This is a genomic window from Pseudomonas sp. FSL L8-0168 (genome assembly GCF_037976155.1).
GTDB lineage: Bacteria > Pseudomonadota > Gammaproteobacteria > Pseudomonadales > Pseudomonadaceae > Aquipseudomonas > Aquipseudomonas paracarnis.
Window position 1 is genome coordinate 4,040,726 of the sequence record NZ_CP150262.1, and the last position, 18,632, is coordinate 4,059,357.

Annotated in this window: 15 protein-coding genes; 7 read left to right on the forward strand and 8 right to left on the reverse strand. The window is 59.8% G+C overall.

The features are described 5' to 3' along the window. The first annotated feature begins 274 nt into the window (after window positions 1–274). Window positions 275–877 (forward strand): cold-shock protein, encoded by a 603-nt coding sequence (locus tag MHH62_RS18505; RefSeq protein ID WP_003193875.1) that lies wholly within the window; start codon window positions 275–277, stop codon window positions 875–877. Between the two features lie 73 nt (window positions 878–950). On the opposite strand, the gene MHH62_RS18510 is transcribed toward MHH62_RS18505, so the two are convergent. After that, on the reverse strand, window positions 951–1,157 hold the full coding sequence (locus MHH62_RS18510; protein ID WP_005790924.1) for a SlyX family protein: 207 nt from the start codon (window positions 1,155–1,157) through the stop codon (window positions 951–953). Between the two features lie 3 nt (window positions 1,158–1,160). Then, window positions 1,161–1,586, reverse strand: coding sequence for an HIT domain-containing protein (locus MHH62_RS18515; protein ID WP_020302709.1), 426 nt, complete (start codon window positions 1,584–1,586; stop codon window positions 1,161–1,163). A gap of 740 nt (window positions 1,587–2,326) precedes the next feature. On the opposite strand from MHH62_RS18515, the gene MHH62_RS18520 reads away from it, so the two are divergent. After that, complete coding sequence (locus tag MHH62_RS18520) at window positions 2,327–3,625, forward strand: OprD family porin (protein ID WP_014719719.1); 1,299 nt, start codon at window positions 2,327–2,329, stop codon at window positions 3,623–3,625. 183 nt (window positions 3,626–3,808) lie between these two features. Here the strand turns inward: MHH62_RS18520 and MHH62_RS18525 are convergent, their stop codons facing one another. Then, complete coding sequence (locus tag MHH62_RS18525) at window positions 3,809–4,651, reverse strand: mechanosensitive ion channel domain-containing protein (protein WP_339231600.1); 843 nt, start codon at window positions 4,649–4,651, stop codon at window positions 3,809–3,811. Between the two features lie 136 nt (window positions 4,652–4,787). After that, window positions 4,788–5,273: a YajQ family cyclic di-GMP-binding protein gene (locus MHH62_RS18530; protein WP_003193880.1), complete on the reverse strand. Its 486-nt coding sequence runs from the start codon at window positions 5,271–5,273 to the stop codon at window positions 4,788–4,790. A 123-nt stretch (window positions 5,274–5,396) separates the two neighbouring features. On the opposite strand from MHH62_RS18530, the gene MHH62_RS18535 reads away from it, so the two are divergent. The 3 genes from MHH62_RS18535 to MHH62_RS18545 are packed head-to-tail and all read left to right on the forward strand — an operon-like array spanning window position 5,397 to window position 8,978. Then, window positions 5,397–6,314: a putative 2-dehydropantoate 2-reductase gene (locus MHH62_RS18535; RefSeq protein ID WP_014719721.1), complete on the forward strand. Its 918-nt coding sequence runs from the start codon at window positions 5,397–5,399 to the stop codon at window positions 6,312–6,314. Window positions 6,315–6,360: 46 nt separating this feature from the next. Continuing rightward, complete coding sequence (locus MHH62_RS18540; RefSeq protein ID WP_014719722.1) at window positions 6,361–8,397, forward strand: HAMP domain-containing sensor histidine kinase; 2,037 nt, start codon at window positions 6,361–6,363, stop codon at window positions 8,395–8,397. A gap of 2 nt (window positions 8,398–8,399) precedes the next feature. After that, a complete protein-coding gene (locus MHH62_RS18545) occupies window positions 8,400–8,978 on the forward strand; it encodes a cob(I)yrinic acid a,c-diamide adenosyltransferase (protein WP_339231602.1) in 579 nt (192 codons plus the stop codon). A gap of 140 nt (window positions 8,979–9,118) precedes the next feature. On the opposite strand, the gene MHH62_RS18550 is transcribed toward MHH62_RS18545, so the two are convergent. The 3 genes from MHH62_RS18550 to secA all read right to left on the reverse strand — a co-directional run bounded on the left by MHH62_RS18550 (window position 9,119) and on the right by secA (window position 14,160). After that, window positions 9,119–10,063 (reverse strand): Nudix family hydrolase, encoded by a 945-nt coding sequence (locus MHH62_RS18550; RefSeq protein ID WP_014719724.1) that lies wholly within the window; start codon window positions 10,061–10,063, stop codon window positions 9,119–9,121. A 19-nt stretch (window positions 10,064–10,082) separates the two neighbouring features. Then, complete coding sequence (gene argJ, locus MHH62_RS18555; protein ID WP_339231604.1) at window positions 10,083–11,300, reverse strand: bifunctional glutamate N-acetyltransferase/amino-acid acetyltransferase ArgJ; 1,218 nt, start codon at window positions 11,298–11,300, stop codon at window positions 10,083–10,085. A gap of 124 nt (window positions 11,301–11,424) precedes the next feature. Continuing rightward, window positions 11,425–14,160 carry a preprotein translocase subunit SecA gene (gene secA / locus MHH62_RS18560; RefSeq protein ID WP_014719726.1) on the reverse strand — a complete coding sequence of 912 codons (2,736 nt, stop codon included), beginning with the start codon at window positions 14,158–14,160 and terminating at the stop codon, window positions 11,425–11,427. A gap of 306 nt (window positions 14,161–14,466) precedes the next feature. On the opposite strand from secA, the gene MHH62_RS18565 reads away from it, so the two are divergent. Further along, window positions 14,467–14,922, forward strand: coding sequence for a DciA family protein (locus tag MHH62_RS18565; protein ID WP_019821244.1), 456 nt, complete (start codon window positions 14,467–14,469; stop codon window positions 14,920–14,922). Window positions 14,923–14,926: 4 nt separating this feature from the next. On the opposite strand, the gene MHH62_RS18570 is transcribed toward MHH62_RS18565, so the two are convergent. Further along, on the reverse strand, window positions 14,927–16,405 hold the full coding sequence (locus tag MHH62_RS18570) for a helicase HerA-like domain-containing protein (protein WP_014719728.1): 1,479 nt from the start codon (window positions 16,403–16,405) through the stop codon (window positions 14,927–14,929). 205 nt (window positions 16,406–16,610) lie between these two features. Here MHH62_RS18570 and MHH62_RS18575 point away from each other — a divergent pair, with 205 nt between their 5' ends. After that, the gene (locus MHH62_RS18575; RefSeq protein ID WP_014719729.1) at window positions 16,611–18,500 is read left to right on the forward strand and encodes a methyl-accepting chemotaxis protein; all 1,890 of its coding nucleotides are present in this window, start codon (window positions 16,611–16,613) and stop codon (window positions 18,498–18,500) included. The last annotated feature ends 132 nt before the right edge of the window (window positions 18,501–18,632 follow it).

An 18,632-nucleotide genomic window follows, 5' to 3' on the forward strand; every position in this document is an offset into this window, starting at 1 on the left:
TAGGAAGGGTCTTGGCTGCCACTGAAAAAATCCCGCACCTGTCTAGGACAAGCGTTTGACGCAGAAATGCCGTGACCGTGGCAACACCCCGAAATGCTTGATTTGAGTAGGCACAGCCTTTGCTGTTAAATAGACGCGGTGTGGCTGCCGTTTATTCCTGCGGCACGTCACATAGGCTGATACCCGCGCACGTGCTCAACGCCTCCCATTGTTCAGAAGCGAACCGTGCCAGTCAGCTCTTCCTTGTGATCCGTCTTAACGTGAGTTAACCAAAATGTTGAAAATCGTCCACCTGCTAACGGGCGTTGCAGCGTTGCTGCTGTCCTTTATTCCGAGCCTGCAGCCTGAAAGCCTGCCCTACCTGGAACAACACGACGCCCTGTACCTGGCCTTGTTCGGCCTTCTTAACCTGACGCTCGCACCGGTAATCCCTTACTGGAACAAAGGCACGCGTCATCAACTGCAAAACCTGGTCAGTGCGCTGCTGGTGCTGACTGTTGTCGTACAAACCCTTACCCTCCTGGCGCCCATGCCTGAAGTCGGGGGCCATCCGGCCATCCTGCTCAGCCTGGTGATTGCTGTGGTCGCCATCGTTCTTCACCTGGCCATCAGCTTCTACCGCTCGTCTCCAGCGGCCGCGTCGCAAAACTATGACATGACCAACCGGGATACCGGGACCGTCAAGTGGTTCAACACCTCCAAGGGCTTCGGCTTCATTTCCCGCGATTCGGGCGACGATATCTTCGTCCACTTCCGAGCCATTCGTGGCGAAGGCCATCGCGTCCTGGTCGAAGGCCAGCGCGTGGAGTTCTCGGTGATGAACCGTGACAAGGGCCTGCAAGCCGAAGACGTCATCGCTGCCCTGCCGCGTCGCTGATTCCCCAGCTTTCGCAGCAAAAAAAACCGCGATCCAGCCTTGGCTGGGTCGCGGTTTTTTATTGCGTGCGCAGTCAATAGTGGGGCGGCGGCGCTTCTTCTTCGGATGACTCGAATTGCCCGCCCATTTCTTCCTGGCGCTTGAGCAGTGCAGTCATCTGCAATTGCAGGCGTTCGACGGCCCGCTGCTGGGTGACCAGGATGTCGTTGAGGGTTTCAATGGTGTCGTCCTGGAAGGCCAGGCGGCTTTCCAGGTCGGTGACGCGTTCTTGCAGGTCCATGGTTCAGTCCTGGGTAAAGATGAAGTCGGCAGGCAATAGCTCACGCAATCGGCTGCGAATCGCGGCCACCTGCTCTTCGGTATAGGGCTGGGCCGGGTGCTTGCCCCACACGGGGGCTGGCCAGGCGGCGTCGTCGCGCTTGCGCACAATCACATGCACATGCAACTGGCTGACCACGTTACCCAACGCGCCGATGTTCATTTTGTCGGCCGCCAAGCCCTCGTTGAGCAACTGCGCCAAGGCTGTCGTTTCTTGCCACAAGGTTTGTTGATCGGCGACATCCAGTTGAAACACTTCGCTGATACCGTCGATGCGTGGCACCAGAATGAACCAGGGGTAATTGGCGTCATTGGACAGCAGCAGGCGACAGAGCGGGAAGTCCCCAATGGCCAAGGTATCTTGTTGCAGGCGTTGATCTAAGGCGAACACGTGGCACTCCGTTCGGCAGGTCGGTAACAGGTGCCCAGCATACCTTCGAATGCCCAAGGCTTCACGGGCAATGCTGGCGGCCTTGAGGCAGCCGGGCAAAAAAATGCACCCTTTAGAGGCAGTAACTCAAGAGAGCAACGCTAGGCCGGGCCTCAACGGGATGCACCAAAATGACCCACCTGTGCCTCAAAGGGATCCGCCGATTACCCACTGATAAGGGTCAACCGGTAACGTTTTACCCAGGTACAGCATTCAGGTACCACCGAACCGGGGTAACACCCTGGCGTCAAGCCCAACCCAAATGGCGTAAACCCCCCGTGCTTATGCGGTTTTTACAGGTTCATCACACTTTTCACGAAAAAATGACATTCGGTCAGCGGTTTGAGCACGCTTGTTGCATTCACCTCCATATCGTCGGCAACGGCACCCGTCTGGACACAGGTGTTTCGCGATAAAAACAGTGGCGTTTCAATGTGTATCAGGGAAGTGTTCAAACTTTGAACGAAGTCTGAAAACAGCATTGAAGTTGTCAGCCTGGATACATTTTGGGCTGTGAATTTGCGACATGGATCTAGCGATTTACGACAGCCTCGTAAAGAAGCTGAAAGGATAGTTGAGTAAGTATCGTCAATAGGGTCTGCGTGAGCTAACTTTGCGCCGACACAAAAAGAAAGAGCCGCCCAGATAAAAATACAGGTGGGACGGCAGTACTCTTCCTAAAACCAAAGGAGCAAATCACGATGCGCGTGATGAAGTGGAGCATGATCGCCCTGGCTGTTTCAGCAGGCACCTCGCAGTTCGCAATGGCGTCCGCCCAGGACGATTCCAAGGGCTTTGTTGAAGACAGCACGTTCAGCATCAATACTCGCGCGCTGTACTTCAGCCGTGACTTTCGAAATGAGCCAGGGGGCGGTTACAGCACCGTCAACGGCAAGCGTAAAAGCCGTGCTGAAGAAACCGGCCTGGGCTTCAATGCCCTCTACGAATCTGGCTTCACCCAGGGCACCATTGGTGTCGGTGTCGACGTGATCGGCCTGATGGGCGTCAAGCTCGACAGCGGCAAGGGCCGCGCCGGCACCGGCCTGTTCCCAACCGGTTCCGATGGTCGCTCGCAAGACGACTACTCCAAAGGCGGCGGCGCGGTGAAGTTCCGCATCTCCAACACAGTGCTGAAAATCGGTGACCAATACACCACAGCCCCAGTGTTTGCCTCCGACGACAGCCGCCTGCTGCCAGAGCTGCCGCAAGGTATCTCCATCACCAGCAACGAAATCAAGGGCCTGAAGCTTGAAGGCGGTCACTTCACTTCCAGCGTCGCGCAGAACCAGACCTACCACGACAGCCTGGGCCTGACCAAAACCGACTTTGTCGGCGGTGTGTATGCCTTCACTCCAGAAGTCACCGGCAGCCTGTACTACGCGAAAACCGAAGATTACTTCCGCAAGTACTACAGCAACCTGAACTGGACCCACGCCCTGAGCGATGATCAGTCGTTCGCCCTGGACTTCAACATCTACGACACCAAGAGCGACGGCGCCGGCCTGCAACGCGCAGAGAAAGATGGCGTGACCAAGCTCGACAACCGCGCCTTCAGCTTGCAGGGTGCGTACACCATCGGTGCTCACACCTTCACCCTGGCAGCCCAGAAAGTCACCGGTGACGGCGACTACGGTTACGGCGTAGACGGCGGCGGCACTGTGTTCCTGGCCAACTCCATCGCCCGTTCCGACTTCAACGCCGAAGGCGAAAAGTCCTACCAGGCGCGTTATGACATCAACATGGCGACCTTTGGCATTCCGGGCCTGAGCTTCATGACCCGTTACGTCACCGGTAGCGGCGCCAACACCGGCACCACCTCGAACGGCAAAGAGTGGGAACGCGACATCGAAGCCAAGTACGTGATCCAGAGCGGCCCGGCGAAAAACCTGAGCCTGCGCCTGCGTCAAGCGACTTACCGTTCCGGTGATGGCGTGTACTACGGTTCGCCGTCGATCGACGAGCTGCGTCTGATCGCCAACTACCCGCTGAACATCTTGTAATTGCCGGTTCAATTACAACGATGACTTGAGGCCTCGGCCTTAAACAAAAAGCCGCTCCTCTGTTTAAACAGGGAGCGGCTTTTTTATTGCAGTTTTACTTCAACCAACAAAACAACTAGCAAGCTAAGTAACTAGTTTTTTCAAAGCTGACCTTTCGGCCAACTTCGATAGCATCGCGCCAAGTTACTTCGGCGCACTTTCCTGCATCACCCGAATAACCCGTTGCGGAAACGGAATATCAATCCCGGCCGCTTTCAAACGGTCACGCGCCAGTTCATTGAGCATAAACATCACGTCCCAATAATCCGGAGTGTTGGTCCAGCAACGCAGGGAGACGGTGATGGAACTGTCGCCCAAGGTCGACACCACCGCCACGGCGGCAGGGTCCTTCAGTACACGCGGGTCTTCGGCCAGAGCCAGCAATACTTCACGGGCCTTTTGCAGGTCCGCCTCATAGTCCACACCCACGTCAAACACGACCTTGCGGGTCGGCTGGCGGTTGGTGTTGGTGATAAGGCCGTTGGACAGGCTGCCGTTGGGAATGATCACCGTCTTGTTGTCGCCGGTACGCAGCACCGTGTGGAAGATCTGGATGCTGTCGACGGTACCCGAGGTACCCTGGGCTTCGATCCAGTCACCGATACGGAACGGGCGGAACAACAGAATCAACACGCCGCCGGCAAAGTTCGCCAGGCTGCCTTGCAAGGCCAGGCCGATAGCCAGGGTAGCGGCACCGATCGCCGCAACGAACGAGGTGGTTGCCACACCGATCATCGAGGCCACGTTGACCACCAGCATGACTTTGAGCGCGATGTTCGCAAGGCTGGTGATGAAGTGTTGCAGTGCCAAGTCTGCGTTACGCATGGCCAGCAGACGGCCCACGCGGTGAGTCAAGACGTTGACCAGCCACCAGCCGATGGCCAGGGTGACCAACGCCAGCAATACGCGGCTGCCGTATTCCATGATCATGGGGAGCCAAGACTGGGAGGTCTTGATCAGGTGATCCATTTCAGCGTTCAAATCCATCTACTTTCTCCTGTTGTGCGGCGATAAGGCTGTATTGACTGCCTGAAAACGCAATTGAGCCCCGAAGGGCTCAATTGTAGGCACTGATGCTGGGGCGTGGGACGTCAAAAGTGCCCACAGGTTCCCCAAAGTGCCATCAGTCGCGGAAGTTATTGAACTGCAGCGGCATGTCGAAAGTCTTGGCGCGCAGAGCTGCGATAGCCTCTTGCAGGTCATCACGCTTCTTGCCGGTGACGCGAACCTGCTCGCCCTGGATGGCGGCCTGGACTTTGAGCTTGGCGTCCTTGATATGCGCCACGATCTTCTTGGCCAGCTCTTTGTCGATGCCTTCCTTGAGCACGGCTTCCTGCTTCATCAGCTTGCCGGAGGCGTAGGCATCTTTGACTTCCAGACATTGCACGTCGATCTTGCGCTTGACCAGGGCCAGCTTGAGGATCTCGATCATCGCTTCCAGCTGGAAATCGGCTTCAGCGGTCAGGTTGACGGTCAGTTCCTTTTCCTTGAATTCGAAGCTGCCCTTGCCTTTCAAGTCATAGCGACGGTCCAGTTCCTTGACGGCGTTCTCGACGGCGTTGGTGACTTCGTGTTTGTCCAGTTCAGATACCACGTCGAACGAAGGCATGTGATTTCTCCAATATAAGGGGCGGGCTCAGTAGAGATGGAGCGCGCCCGAGCTAAAATGCCGGGGCATTATAGCGGTTCTTTCGCGCCGTTCACCGCTGGCGAGCTTATGGAGTACACACTGATGTCGACCCCCTGGCATATTCTTGGCGCTGGCAGCCTGGGCACCCTCTGGGCCACGCGGCTGGCACGCGCGGGGGTGCCCGTCAGGCTGATCCTGCGTAACCAGGCGCGCCTGGCCAGCTATCGCGCAGGCAAAGGGCTGACCCTGGTGGAGCACGGCGTGGAACAGACTTATCCGGTCATCGGCGAAACGCCTGATAGCTCGGAGCCGATTCGGCGTCTGCTGGTAGCGTGCAAAGCCTACGACGCTCAAAGCGCCATCGCACAGTTGCAGCATCGACTGGCGCCGGACGCCGAATTGATCCTGCTGCAAAACGGCCTCGGCAGCCAGGACGCCGTGGCTGCGCAATGGCCGTCGGCGCGCTGCATCTTTGCCTCCAGCACCGAGGGCGCATTTCGCGATGGCGATTGGCGGGTGGTATTTGCCGGCCATGGCTACACCTGGCTGGGGGACGCGAGCCATCCCACCCCGCCGCTGTGGCTGGATGATTTGCAAGCGGCAGGCATCCCCCATGAATGGGCCACCGATATCCTGACGCGCCTGTGGCGCAAGCTCGCGCTCAATTGCGCCATCAACCCACTGACCGTGTTGTACCACTGCCGCAACGGCGGTTTGAGCGCCCACCACTGCGAGGTCGCCACGCTCTGCGCCGAACTGGCCGAACTGCTGGAGCGCTGTGGCCAGCCTGCGGCTGCACAGGACTTGCACAGCGAAGTCGAGCGGGTGATCCAGGCCACCGCCGCCAATTATTCCTCCATGTACCAGGACGTCGCCAACGCCCGACGCACCGAGATCAGTTACCTGCTGGGCTACGCTTGCCAGGCCGCGGCCCGCCATCAGTTGGCAGCGCCGCACCTGCAACAGGTACACACGCGGTTGGTGGCGCATCTGCTTGCACGCGGATTGGCCAGCGACTGAGGCACGCGCTACCCTGCCTACCTGTCTATCACCTGGGAAAACTCTGATGCCACTGCGCCAGCGTCTTGAAAATCTACCAGTAGGACAAAAACTGCTGGCGGCCCTGCTGGTGCTTCTCACCACCGTATTGCTGGTGGCCAACCTGACGTTTATCAGCGCCGCCTACTGGATCTCCCAGGAAAGCATGGCCCCCCAGGCCTTGCAGGCTATTGGTCGACTGGTGTCCAACCCCTCGCTCGCCGCCGAGGCGCTTGAGTCCCCGACCAAGGCCGAGGCGCTGCTCAATGAATTGACCAGCTATTCACCGTTGCGCGCCGCCGCGCTGTACGACGGCGAAGGCAACCGCCTGGCGCAGATGCAGCACGGCGACCGCCTGCACCTGCCGGACCACTACCGGCATATCGAAGCGTGGCGCCTCACCGAATTTCGCAGCAACCAGATCATCACCCTGCCCCGTGGCACTCAGCCTTCGGGGCATTTGTTGCTGGTGGCCAGCAGTGAGCTGCCGGTGGCGTTCTATACCGGCACGCTGACCGCGAGCCTGGGCATCCTGATTTTCAGTGTGTTGCTGTGGCTGGTCATCGCCCGGCAGATCAAACGCCTGATCACACGACCGATTCATGAACTTGAAGAACTGTCCCGCCAGGTGACCCGCGAGGAGAACTACGCTTTACGCGCCGGGCGTGGCAACCGTGATGAAATCGGCAGCCTGGCCGAAGCGTTCAACACCATGTTGTCGCGCATCGAAGCCCGCGAGCAGCAGCTCAAACGCGCGCGCGACGACTCCCAGGCCGCGTATGACCAGGCCCAGGGTTTGGCCGAAGAAACCCGGCATACCAACCGCAAGCTGGAACTGGAAGTCCAGGTACGCAGCAAGATCGAGAAAAAGCTCACGGGCTTCCAGAACTACCTGAACAGCATCATTGACTCGATGCCCTCGGCGCTGATCGCCCTGGACGAACAACTCTATGTCACCCAGTGGAACCAGGAAGCTACCGCCCTCTCCGGTACGCGTCTGGACGAAGCCCTGAACCAGCCGGTGTTCCTGGCCTTCCAGCCGCTCAAGCCGTACCTGCCACAGATCAAGGCCACCGTGGAGCAGCACACAGTGGAGCGGATAGAACGGGTCACCTGGATCAAGGACGACGAGCCCAAGCATTATGCGCTGACGTTCTACCCGTTGATGGGCGGCGCCGGGCGCGGTGTGGTGATCCGAATCGACGACATCACCCAGCGCCTGTCCCTGGAAGAAATGATGGTGCAATCGGAAAAAATGCTCTCCGTGGGCGGCCTGGCCGCAGGTATGGCCCATGAGATCAACAACCCGTTGGGCGCGATCCTGCATAACGTGCAGAACATTCGGCGGCGCCTGTCCCCCGAGCTGCCCAAGAACCTTGAACTTGCCGAACAGGTGGGCATCGAGCTGGAGACGGTCAACCGATACCTGCAAGGCCGCGAAGTCCCGCAACTGCTCGACGGCATTCAGCAGGCCGGGGCGCGTGCCGCGAAAATCGTTACCCACATGCTCAGCTTCAGCCGCCGCAGCAATCGCCAGATGGCGCCCTGCGATTTGCCGGCGCTGATCGACCAGGCCGTGGAAATCGCCGGTAACGACTTTGACCTGACCATCGGTTTCGATTTCAAGGGCCAGGCGATCATCCGCCAGTTCGATCCGCAACTGGGCCCGGTGCCCGGCACCGCCAACGAGCTGGAGCAAGTGCTGCTCAACTTGCTGAAAAACGCTGCCCAGGCCATTCACCTGCGCGAGGACGACAGCGAGCCGGGGCGCATCATCCTGCGCACCCGCCTCAACCCGCCGTGGGCGGAAATCCAGGTGGAAGACAACGGCATCGGCATGAGCGAAAACGTGCGCAAACGCACGTTCGAACCGTTCTTTACCACCAAGGAAATCGGCCAAGGTACCGGGCTTGGGCTGTCAGTGTCGTATTTCATCATCACCAACAACCACAAGGGCCAGATGGAAGTGCATTCCACCCTGGGCCAGGGCACCTGCTTTACCTTGCGCCTGCCTTTGGCCGGCAGCCAATTGCCCCCCACTGAACTTACCCAACTGGAGCACTGACCATGGGCTTTCGCCTGTCGAAGATCTACACCCGTACCGGCGACAAAGGCGAGACCGGCCTCGGCGACGGCCGCCGCGTGCCCAAGGACCATCCACGCGTGGAAGCGATTGGCGAGGTGGATACGCTGAACAGCCAACTCGGCCTGCTGTTGGCTAACCTTGAAGAACAAAGCGGCAAGCATCCGGGGTTGAAGGATGTGATTGAAGTGCTCACGCCTTGCCAGCACCGTCTGTTTGACTTGGGCGGTGAGCTGGCCATGCCTGTGTACAAGGCGTTGAATGCGGCGGAAGTGGATCGGCTGGAGGCTGCGATTGATCGCTGGAACGAGCAAGTCGGGCCGCTGGAGAATTTCATCCTGCCTGGCGGTTCAGCGTTGATCGCTCAAGCCCATGTGTGCCGCAGCCTGGCGCGCAGCGCCGAACGCCGTTGTCAGCACCTGAATGCGGTGGAACCGTTGGAGGGTGTGGGGTTGGCGTACATCAATCGGTTGTCGGATTTGCTGTTTGTGGCGGCCAGGGTGATTGCCAAACGCCAAGGTGTTGCGGAAGTGTTGTGGCAGGCGGCGGCCAAGCCACACTGAGCAGATCGTTCCCACGCTTTGCGTGGGAATGCATCAACGGACGCTCCGCGTCCCAAAGCGTGACGCAGAGCGTCGCAGGAGGCATTCCCACGCAGAGCGTGGGAACGATCAGCACGATCAGCAGAGCGTGGGAACGCTCATCACACCTGCGGCCAGAACGCCCGAATACCTGCCACACCTTGCGCACCAGCCTCCCAAGCTTGCTCCCGCTGCGCCGGCCCAACCCCGCCCAACAGAAACACCGGCTTGCTGAACCCGGCGATCAACTCAGCCGCCTGTTCCCAACCCAACGGCTGCGCATCCGGATGGGTCTGAGTCGGCTGCACCGGCGACAGCGTGACAAAATCCACGTCCATCAACTCTGCCAGCGCCAGTTCTTCCGCGTTGTGGCAAGACGCCGCCAACCAGCGGTCTTTGGGCAGCGGCCGGCCCTTGCTCGCGTATTTGCGCAACTGCGCCGAGGTCATATGCCACCCCGCAGCAGGGAAATCCCCCAGCCACTCGAACGGCCCCTTGAGCATCAGTTGCGCCTTGCCGGCGCACAGGCCCACCGCATCTACCGCCAGGTCGCGGTATTTGGGGTCGTAACCGTTAGGGGCACGCAGTTGAACCAGCTTGATGCCACCGGCAATAGCCTTCTGGATACCGCGCAACAGCGTCGGGGTCTCCAGCTCGCCAGGGGTGATCAGGTACTCGGCGGGCAAGCGTGCCGCGGCGACAATCGGCGCATTCGCCGCCGGGAATTCATAGTTGACCAGGTCCCGCGGTGCCACCCACGCCAAAGGCTGCCCTTCAGCGCCATGGGGCTCGCCGGTAAAAGCCGAGACTTCCCAGACATCCAGCAATACCTGCTTGTCCGGATAGTCATGTTGCACCTTGATCAGCGGCCGCGCCGTGGTGACCTGGATGCCCAGCTCTTCCTGCAATTCACGGGACAAGGCCGTGGCAACCGACTCATCAGCCTCCACCTTGCCGCCGGGAAATTCCCAGAGGCCGCCTTGATGCTGAGTATCGGCACGGCGCGCCAGCAGGATCCTGCCATCGACACCGCGGATCACCGCTGCAGCTACATGTACTCGTTTCACCGCCAGTTTCCTCTTGGTATCAGGTACGGTATTCCGCGTTGATCTTCACGTACTCGTGGGACAGGTCGGTGGTCCAGATGGTTTCGCTGCAGTCACCACGACCCAGTTCGATACGGATGGTGATTTCTTCCTGCTGCATCACCGCCGAGCCCTGGGCTTCGGTGTAGGTTTCGGCGCGGGCGCCACGGCTGGCGATGCACACGTCACCCAGGAACACGTCGATTTTGCTCACGTCCAGGTCCGGCACGCCGGCACGGCCGACAGCCGCGAGGATACGGCCCCAGTTCGGGTCCGAAGCAAACAGCGCGGTCTTGATCAGCGGCGAGTGCGCCACGGTGTAGCCCACATCCAGGCATTCCTGATGGTTGCCGCCGCCGTTGACTTCAACCGTGACGAACTTGGTCGCGCCCTCGCCGTCACGCACGATGGCCTGGGCCACGTCCATGCACACTTCGAACACCGCCTGTTTCAACGCCGCAAACAACGGGCCTTCGGTGGAGGTGATTTCCGGCAGGTTGGCCTGGCCGGTGGCGATCAGCATGCAGCAGTCGTTGGTGGAGGTGTCACCGTCGATGGTGATGCGATTGAACGACTTGTTGGCGCCGTCCAGCATCAGGCGTTGCAGCACATCACGGGAAACTTTGGCGTCGGTGGCGATATAGCCGAGCATGGTGGCCATGTTCGGGCGGATCATGCCTGCGCCTTTGCTGATACCGGTGACGGTGATGGTCACGCCCTCATACACGAACTGGCGGCTCGCGCCTTTGGGCAAGGTGTCGGTGGTCATGATGCCAGTGGCCGCAGCCGCCCAGTTATCCACAGACAGATCATCGAGCGCGGCTTGCAGGGCGCCTTCGATTTTTTCCACCGGCAGCGGCTCACCGATCACACCGGTGGAGTACGGCAACACCTGGCTGGCATCGACGCCGGTCAACTGGGCCAGCTTGGCGCAGGTGCGCGCCGCCGCCGCCAGGCCGGGCTCGCCGGTGCCCGCGTTGGCGTTGCCGGTATTGGTCAGCAGGTAGCGAATCGACCCGGCCACGCGCTGCTTGGCCAGAATCACCGGCGCGGCGCAGAAGGCGTTGAGGGTGAACACGCCCGCTACGGTCGAGCCTTCAGCACAGCGCATCACCACCACATCCTTGCGCCCCGGGCGCTTGATGCCCGCCGAAGCGATACCGAGTTCAAAACCGGCAACCGGGTGCAACGTGGGCAAAGGACCAAGACCAACAGCCATGAATGCGCTCCTTAAAAATAGGTGATGTCTGTGCCGTCGCTATCGACGGTGGGAATTAATGGCAAAACGCCGCGACGGCAAAGGCCGGTCGCGGCGCGGGGTGTTGCAGCGTCAGGCGAAAATCTTATTCGATCTGGCCGTGGCAGTGTTTGAATTTCTTGCCCGAACCGCAGTAGCACAGCTCGTTGCGGCCCAGCTTCTGGTCATTGCGAACCGGGGTCTGGGCCAGGGCCACATCGACCTCTTCACCCAATGCTTCAGGCTCATCCAGGCCCGGCGCTTCGTCGTGCTGGAACTGCATGCGCGCCGCCAGTGCTTCGGCTTCCTGACGCAGGCGTGCTTCTTCCTCGATCGGGTCTTCGCGACGCACTTGAACGTGGGACAGCACGCGGATCGAATCGCGCTTGATCGAATCCAGCAATTCGGAGAACAGCGTGAACGACTCGCGCTTGTACTCCTGCTTCGGGTTCTTCTGGGCGTAGCCACGCAGGTGGATACCGTGACGCAGGTGGTCCATGGTCGACAGGTGGTCTTTCCACAGGTCATCCAGCACGCGCAATACGATCTGTTTTTCGAAGGTGCGCAGTGCTTCGGCACTCGCTTGCTCTTCTTTCTCGTTGTACGCCGCCAGCAGCTCGGCCATCAGTTTTTCGCGCAGGGTTTCTTCGTACAGGTGGTCGTCTTCGTCCAGCCATTGCTGAACCGGCAAGTCCACACCGAAGTCGCTCTTCAATGCCGCTTCTAGGCCGGCAACATCCCACTGCTCAGGCAGGGACTGTGGCGGGATGTGGGCGCTGACAGTGGCGTTGAGCACGTCCTGACGGAAATCAGCGATGGTCTCGCCAATGTTGTCGGCGGCCAGCAACGTGTTACGCATGTGATAAATCACTTTACGCTGTTCGTTGTTGACGTCGTCGAACTCAAGCAGTTGCTTACGAATGTCGAAGTTACGGCCTTCTACTTTGCGCTGGGCCTTCTCGATGGCGTTGGTCACCATGCGGTGCTCGATCGCCTCACCGGACTGCATGCCCAGGGCTTTCATGAAGTTCTTCACCCGGTCCGACGCGAAGATACGCATCAGGCTGTCTTCCAGCGACAGGTAGAAACGGCTGGAACCGGCGTCACCCTGGCGACCGGCACGGCCACGCAGCTGGTTGTCGATACGGCGCGATTCGTGACGCTCGGACGCGATCACCTGCAAGCCACCGGATTCCAGCACAGCCTGGTGACGCTTCTGCCAGTCGGCCTTGATCTGGGCGATCTGCTCAGGCGTCGGGTTGTCGAGCGAGGCCACTTCCACTTCCCAGTTGCCGCCCAGCAGGATGTCGGTACCACGACCGGCCATGTTGGTGGCGATGGTCAATGCGCCTGGGCGACCGGCCTGGGCGATGATCTCGGCTTCTTTTTCGTGGAACTTGGCGTTCAGTACCTTGTGCTCGATACCTTCCTTGTTGAGCAGGTTGGACACGTGCTCGGAGGTCTCGATGGTGGCGGTACCCACCAGGATCGGACGGCCCTTGGCCATGCCATCCTTGATGTCATTGATGATCGCCGCGTATTTCTCTTCGGCGGTCAGGAACACCAGGTCGTTGTAGTCTTTACGCGCCAACGGCTTGTTCGGCGGGATGACCATCACGGCCAGGTTGTAGATCTGGTGGAATTCGAACGCTTCGGTGTCGGCCGTACCGGTCATGCCGGACAGCTTGTTGTACAGACGGAAGTAGTTCTGGAAAGTGGTGGACGCCAACGTCTGGCTTTCGGCCTGGATGTTGAGGTGTTCCTTGGCTTCGATGGCCTGGTGCAGGCCTTCGGACAGACGACGACCGGGCATGGTACGACCGGTGTGCTCGTCAACCAGTACCACCTGGCCGTCCTGCACGATGTACTCGACGTTGCGGTGGAACAGCTTGTGGGCGCGCAGGCCAGCGTACACGTGGGTCAACAGGCCCAGGTTGTGCGCCGAGTACAGGCTTTCACCTTCGGCCAATTCGCCGATCTGGGTCAGCATCTCTTCGACAAACTGGTGACCGGCTTCGTTGAGTTCGACCTGGCGGGTCTTCTCGTCGATGGTGAAGTGACCTTCTTTGGTCACCACGCCTTCCACCTCCTCGATGTGCTGCTCAAGACGCGGGATCAACTTGTTGATCTCGGTGTACAGGCGCGAGCTGTCTTCGGCCTGGCCGGAGATGATCAGCGGGGTACGGGCTTCGTCGATGAGGATGGAGTCGACTTCGTCGATCACGGCAAAGTTGAGTTCACGCTGGAATTTTTCATCCATGCTGAACGCCATGTTGTCGCGCAGGTAGTCGAAACCGAATTCGTTGTTGGTACCGTAGGTGATGTCGCAGGCGTACGCGGCGCGCTTCTCTTCCGGCGGCTGGAACGGCGTTACCACGCCGACGGTCAGGCCGAGGAATTCATACAGCGGGCGCATCCAGTTGGCGTCCCGGCGAGCCAGGTAGTCGTTCACCGTCACAACGTGCACGCCCTTGCCGGACAGTGCGTTGAGGTAAACGCCCAGGGTTGCCACCAGGGTCTTGCCTTCACCGGTGCGCATTTCGGCAATCATGCCTTCATGCAAGGTCATGCCGCCGATCAACTGGACGTCGAAGTGGCGCATGCCCATGACGCGCTTACCGGCTTCACGGGCGACCGCAAAGGCTTCGGGCAGCAGCTTGTCGAGGGTTTCACCTTTGGCTATGCGGGCCTTGAACTCTTGGGTCTTGGCGCGCAATTGCTCGTCCGACAGAGCAACCATCTGCTCTTCGAAGGCATTGACCAGCTGCACCGTCTTGAGCATGCGTTTGACTTCGCGCTCATTCTTGCTTCCAAAAAGTTTCTTTAACAAAGGCGCAAACATATCGGCAGGTTCTTCCACACATAGGGATGGAGGGCGCACCGTGAGTGGCCCGAGCAGCCCTCACGGCCGCATTGCGAACGCGCATTCTACCCGGAATCGTGGGTGAGGAAAGTGGCGTTGTTCCCCGAGGCAGGCACGGCGCTGTGAGAGGGCCTGTTTAAAATAAGGGCTTTTGCGCGAACTTCAACCCATGGAGCGCAGAAGTTACTTATTGATTTCATGGGCAAAGCCCAGCCGAGGCACGGCCGCGGGGTGTACCGGCGCTTTCTGTTAAGATAACCGCTCTGTTACCTAAGGTGTCTAAACATGGCATTTCGCCCTCTTACAGCCCGCGCGCCCGGCGTGTTGCTTCGCGAAGCCAAGCCGTTGAAAGCCATCTTTGGCCATGCCAAACGCCTGGGCCATTTGCAACGCCTGCTGGAAAGCCAGCTGCAACCTGCCGCACGTGAGCACTGTCATGTGGCGTCCTGGCGAGAAGGCAATCTGCTATTAATTGTCACCGATGGTCATTGGGCCACGCGCTTGCGTTATCAGCAAAAACGCTTGCAGCGCCAGTTGATGGCGTTTGAAGAATTCGCCGGCTTGACGCGCATTCAGTTCAAGGTACAGCCACCCACCGTGCCGCAAGGCGCAGTGGGGCATACCCTGGACCTGTCGGAAACGGCCGCCGAAACCCTTCAGGCCACCGCCGAAGGGATCAACGACCCGGGCTTGCGCGCCGCCCTGGAACGGCTGGCCGCCCATGCCCGGCCCAAAGCCTGAAACGTTATTTGCGTTTGCTGCCGCCCAATAACGAACCCAGCAGACCACGTACCAATTGGCGCCCCATCTGATTGGCGGCCTGCTGCATGGCTGACTTCAACGCCTTGCCCGCCGTGGTCCCCAGGAAGGCACCGGCCCTGTCGGTAAAGCTCGGCTCTTCGGCGGCCGGAGCAGCCTGCTCGGCAGGCCCAAGCTCCTTGCGGGCCATCAGCACTTCATAGGCAGACTCACGATCCACCGGCTTGTCATAGCGCCCCAACAGCGGCGAGCTGGCAACCAACGCTTTACGTTCGGCTTCGGTGAGCGGCCCGATCCGCGATTGCGGAGGAGCAACCAGTACGCGCTGGACGACTTCCGGCGTGCCCTTTTCCTGCAAGGTTCCCACCAAGGCCTCACCAGTGCCCAACTCTGTAAGCACCGACAAGGTATCGAATGTCGGGTTGGGACGAAAACCGTCCGCCACCGCTCGCAGGGACTTCTGTTCTTTGGCAGTGAACGCGCGCAAACCGTGCTGGATGCGCAGGCCCAGTTGCGCCAGCACCGTATCCGGCAAGTCGCCCGGCGATTGCGTGACGAAATACACGCCGACGCCTTTGGACCGGATCAGGCGCACTACCTGCTCCAGGCGCTCCTGCAAGGCTTTTGGCGTATCGGCGAACAACAAGTGCGCTTCATCGAAAAACAACGCCAGCAACGGTTTGTCGGCATCGCCGCGTTCCGGCAATTGTTCGAACAACTCTGCCAGCAGCCACAACAGGAAGGTCGCGTAGACCTTCGGCGCTTCATGCACCAAGCGGCTGGCGTCCAGCAGGTGGATGCGCCCACGCCCATCACTGGCGGGCTGCAAAATATCCTCCAATTGCAGGGCCGGCTCGCCAAACAGGGCTTCGGCGCCCTGCTGCTCCAGCACTGCCAGACGCCGCAACAAGGCCTGGCTGGAACCGGTGGTCATCAAGGCGGCGTCTTCGCCCAGTAGTTCCGGGTGATAGCGCAGGTGATTGAGCAGTGCCTTGAGGTCCTTGAGGTCCAGCAGCAACAGGCCTTCGCGGTCGGCCACTTTGAACGCCGCATAGAGCGCCGATTGCTGGCTGTCGGTGAGCTCCAACAGGCTGCCGAGCAAGAGCGGGCCCATTTCACTGATGGTGGTGCGCAACGGATGACCGGATTGGCCGTGGATATCCCACAGGGTTACCGGGTACGCCTGGGCCGTGTAATTAAGGAAGGGCATACCGGCGATGCGCTCGGCCACTTTGCCCTGGGGGTTGGCGGCGGCGCCCAGGCCGCAGAGGTCGCCTTTGATGTCGGCAGCGAACACCGCCACACCCGCATCACTGAAGGCTTCCGCCAGGCGCTGCAAGGTGACGGTCTTGCCGGTGCCCGTGGCGCCAGCGATCAACCCATGACGGTTGGCCAGGCGCATGGACTGGGCGATGGGCAGGCCGTCAAGGCCAGCACCGATAAGCAGTTGTGTGGAGTCAGGCATTTCGTCACCTATGGTTAATCTTTAGTGCCGCGAGGTCGATATAGACGGATGTAAGCCCGACAAAGACTAAAAAACGGTCAGATAATTCCGATATGGACCAACGGAGCTATCACCAGAAATACCACACCTTTTTTGACGCTGCCATTTTGCGCCTCCCGCATAGGATGCGCCTCGGATATTAAGACCTTAGCGGACCCTTCAAGCCATGAACAAAAATCTGCGCTTCAGCCACAAGATCCTGCTTGCAGCCTCCCTTATCGTCATCGCCGCTTTCGCGTTGTTTACCCTCTACAACGACTACCTGCAGCGCAACGCGATTCGTGACGACCTCAATAACTACCTGCATGAGATGGGCGACGTCACCGCCAGCAACATCCAGACCTGGCTCACCGGGCGTATCGCCCTGGTGGAAAACGCCGCACAGAACATCGCCATCAACCCTGAACAAAGCGTGGTCGCCAGCCTGCTGGAACAGAAAGCGCTGACCTCGTCATTCATGGCCACCTACGTCGGTGACAGCCAGGGCACCTTCACCATTCGTCCTGACACCAAGATGCCCGACGGCTTCGATCCGCGTGTTCGCCCCTGGTACAAGGGCGCCCAGGCCAGCAACGGTTCAACCCTGACCGAACCCTATATCGACGCGGCGACCGGGCAACTGATCATTTCCGTCGCCACGCCCAGCGCCAAGGGTGGCCAGAGCATCGGCGTAGTCGGCGGCGACCTGAGCCTGCAGACCCTGGTGGACAACATCGGCGCGCTGGATTTTGGCGGCATGGGTTATGCGTTCCTGGTCAGCGCCGACGGCAAAGTGCTGGTGCACCCGGATAAAGCCCTGGTGATGAAGACCCTGGCGGACGTTTATCCAAAAGACACGCCGAAGATCAGCGGCGATTTCAGCGAAGTGCAAGCCAACGGCAAGACCAATATCGTGACGTTTACACCGATCAAGGGCCTGCCCTCGGTAAACTGGTACCTGGGCGTTTCGGTGGATAAAGACAAGTCTTTCGCCATGCTCAGTGAGTTTCGCACCTCGGCGGTGATCGCAACGATCATCGCGGTGGTGATCATCATCGCCCTGCTCGGCATGCTCATCCGCGTCTTGCTGCAACCTTTGCACCTGATGACCCGAGCCATGCAGGACATTGCCGACGGTGAAGGCGACCTGACCCGCCGCCTGACCATCCAGAACAATGATGAATTCGGCACCCTGGGCAATGCCTTCAACCGCTTCGTCGAGCGCATTCATACCTCGATTCGCGAAGTGTCTTCAGCCACCGAGCACGTCAATGAAGTGGCCCTGCGGGTGGTCAGCGCCTCCAACTCGTCGATGGTCAACTCCGACGAACAGGCCAACCGCACCAACAGCGTCGCTGCGGCCATCAATCAACTGGGGGCCGCAGCTCAGGAGATCGCACGCAACGCCGCCCAAGCCTCCAGTCAGGCCAGCGATGCCAGGCACTTGGCCGAAGACGGCCAGCAGGTGGTTGAACGCAATATCAAGGCGATGACGCAGTTATCCAGCATGATCAGCACCTCAAGCACCAATATCGAAGCACTTAACAGCAAAACGGTGAATATCGGCCAGATTCTTGAGGTGATCACCAGCATTTCCCAGCAAACCAATCTGCTGGCGCTCAATGCGGCGATCGAAGCGGCGCGCGCCGGGGAAGCCGGGCGTGGCTTTGCGGTCGTGGCCGATGAAGTGCGCAACCTCGCTCATCGCACTCAGGAATCGGCACAACAGGTGCAGACGATGATCGAAGAGCTACAGGTGGGCGCCCGGGACTCGGTGACTACCATGAGCGAAAGCCAACGCCACAGCCTGGACAGCGTGGAAATCGCCAACCTGGCCGGCGAGCGCCTGAACAGCGTGACCCAGCGCATTGGCGAGATCGACGGTATGAACCAGTCGGTCGCCACCGCCACTGAAGAACAGACCTCGGTGGTGGAGTCGATCAATATGGACATCACCGAGATCAACACCCTCAACCAGGAAGGGGTGGAAAACCTGCAATCGACCCTGCGCGCCTGCTCGGACCTGGAACAACAGGCCTCGCGTTTGAAGCAATTGGTGGGCAGCTTCCGGATCTGAGGGGCAATACCGACCATTACAGCGAACGCAATGCGAACTAATGTGGGAGCGGGCTTGCTCGCGAAAGCAGTCTATCAGTTGAAGATGTACTGACTGATTCACCGCTTTCGCGAGCAAGCCCGCTCCCACAGG

Coding starts and splice junctions, on each gene's coding strand:
- MHH62_RS18505 (WP_003193875.1), top strand. CDS start 275: ATGTTGAAAATCGTCCACCTGCTAACGGGCGTTGCAGCGTTGCTGCTG.
- MHH62_RS18510 (WP_005790924.1), bottom strand. CDS start 1,157: ATGGACCTGCAAGAACGCGTCACCGACCTGGAAAGCCGCCTGGCCTTC.
- MHH62_RS18520 (WP_014719719.1), top strand. CDS start 2,327: ATGCGCGTGATGAAGTGGAGCATGATCGCCCTGGCTGTTTCAGCAGGC.
- MHH62_RS18525 (WP_339231600.1), bottom strand. CDS start 4,651: ATGGATTTGAACGCTGAAATGGATCACCTGATCAAGACCTCCCAGTCT.
- MHH62_RS18530 (WP_003193880.1), bottom strand. CDS start 5,273: ATGCCTTCGTTCGACGTGGTATCTGAACTGGACAAACACGAAGTCACC.
- MHH62_RS18535 (WP_014719721.1), top strand. CDS start 5,397: ATGTCGACCCCCTGGCATATTCTTGGCGCTGGCAGCCTGGGCACCCTC.
- MHH62_RS18540 (WP_014719722.1), top strand. CDS start 6,361: ATGCCACTGCGCCAGCGTCTTGAAAATCTACCAGTAGGACAAAAACTG.
- MHH62_RS18545 (WP_339231602.1), top strand. CDS start 8,400: ATGGGCTTTCGCCTGTCGAAGATCTACACCCGTACCGGCGACAAAGGC.
- argJ (WP_339231604.1), bottom strand. CDS start 11,300: ATGGCTGTTGGTCTTGGTCCTTTGCCCACGTTGCACCCGGTTGCCGGT.
- secA (WP_014719726.1), bottom strand. CDS start 14,160: ATGTTTGCGCCTTTGTTAAAGAAACTTTTTGGAAGCAAGAATGAGCGC.
- MHH62_RS18565 (WP_019821244.1), top strand. CDS start 14,467: ATGGCATTTCGCCCTCTTACAGCCCGCGCGCCCGGCGTGTTGCTTCGC.
- MHH62_RS18570 (WP_014719728.1), bottom strand. CDS start 16,405: ATGCCTGACTCCACACAACTGCTTATCGGTGCTGGCCTTGACGGCCTG.
- MHH62_RS18575 (WP_014719729.1), top strand. CDS start 16,611: ATGAACAAAAATCTGCGCTTCAGCCACAAGATCCTGCTTGCAGCCTCC.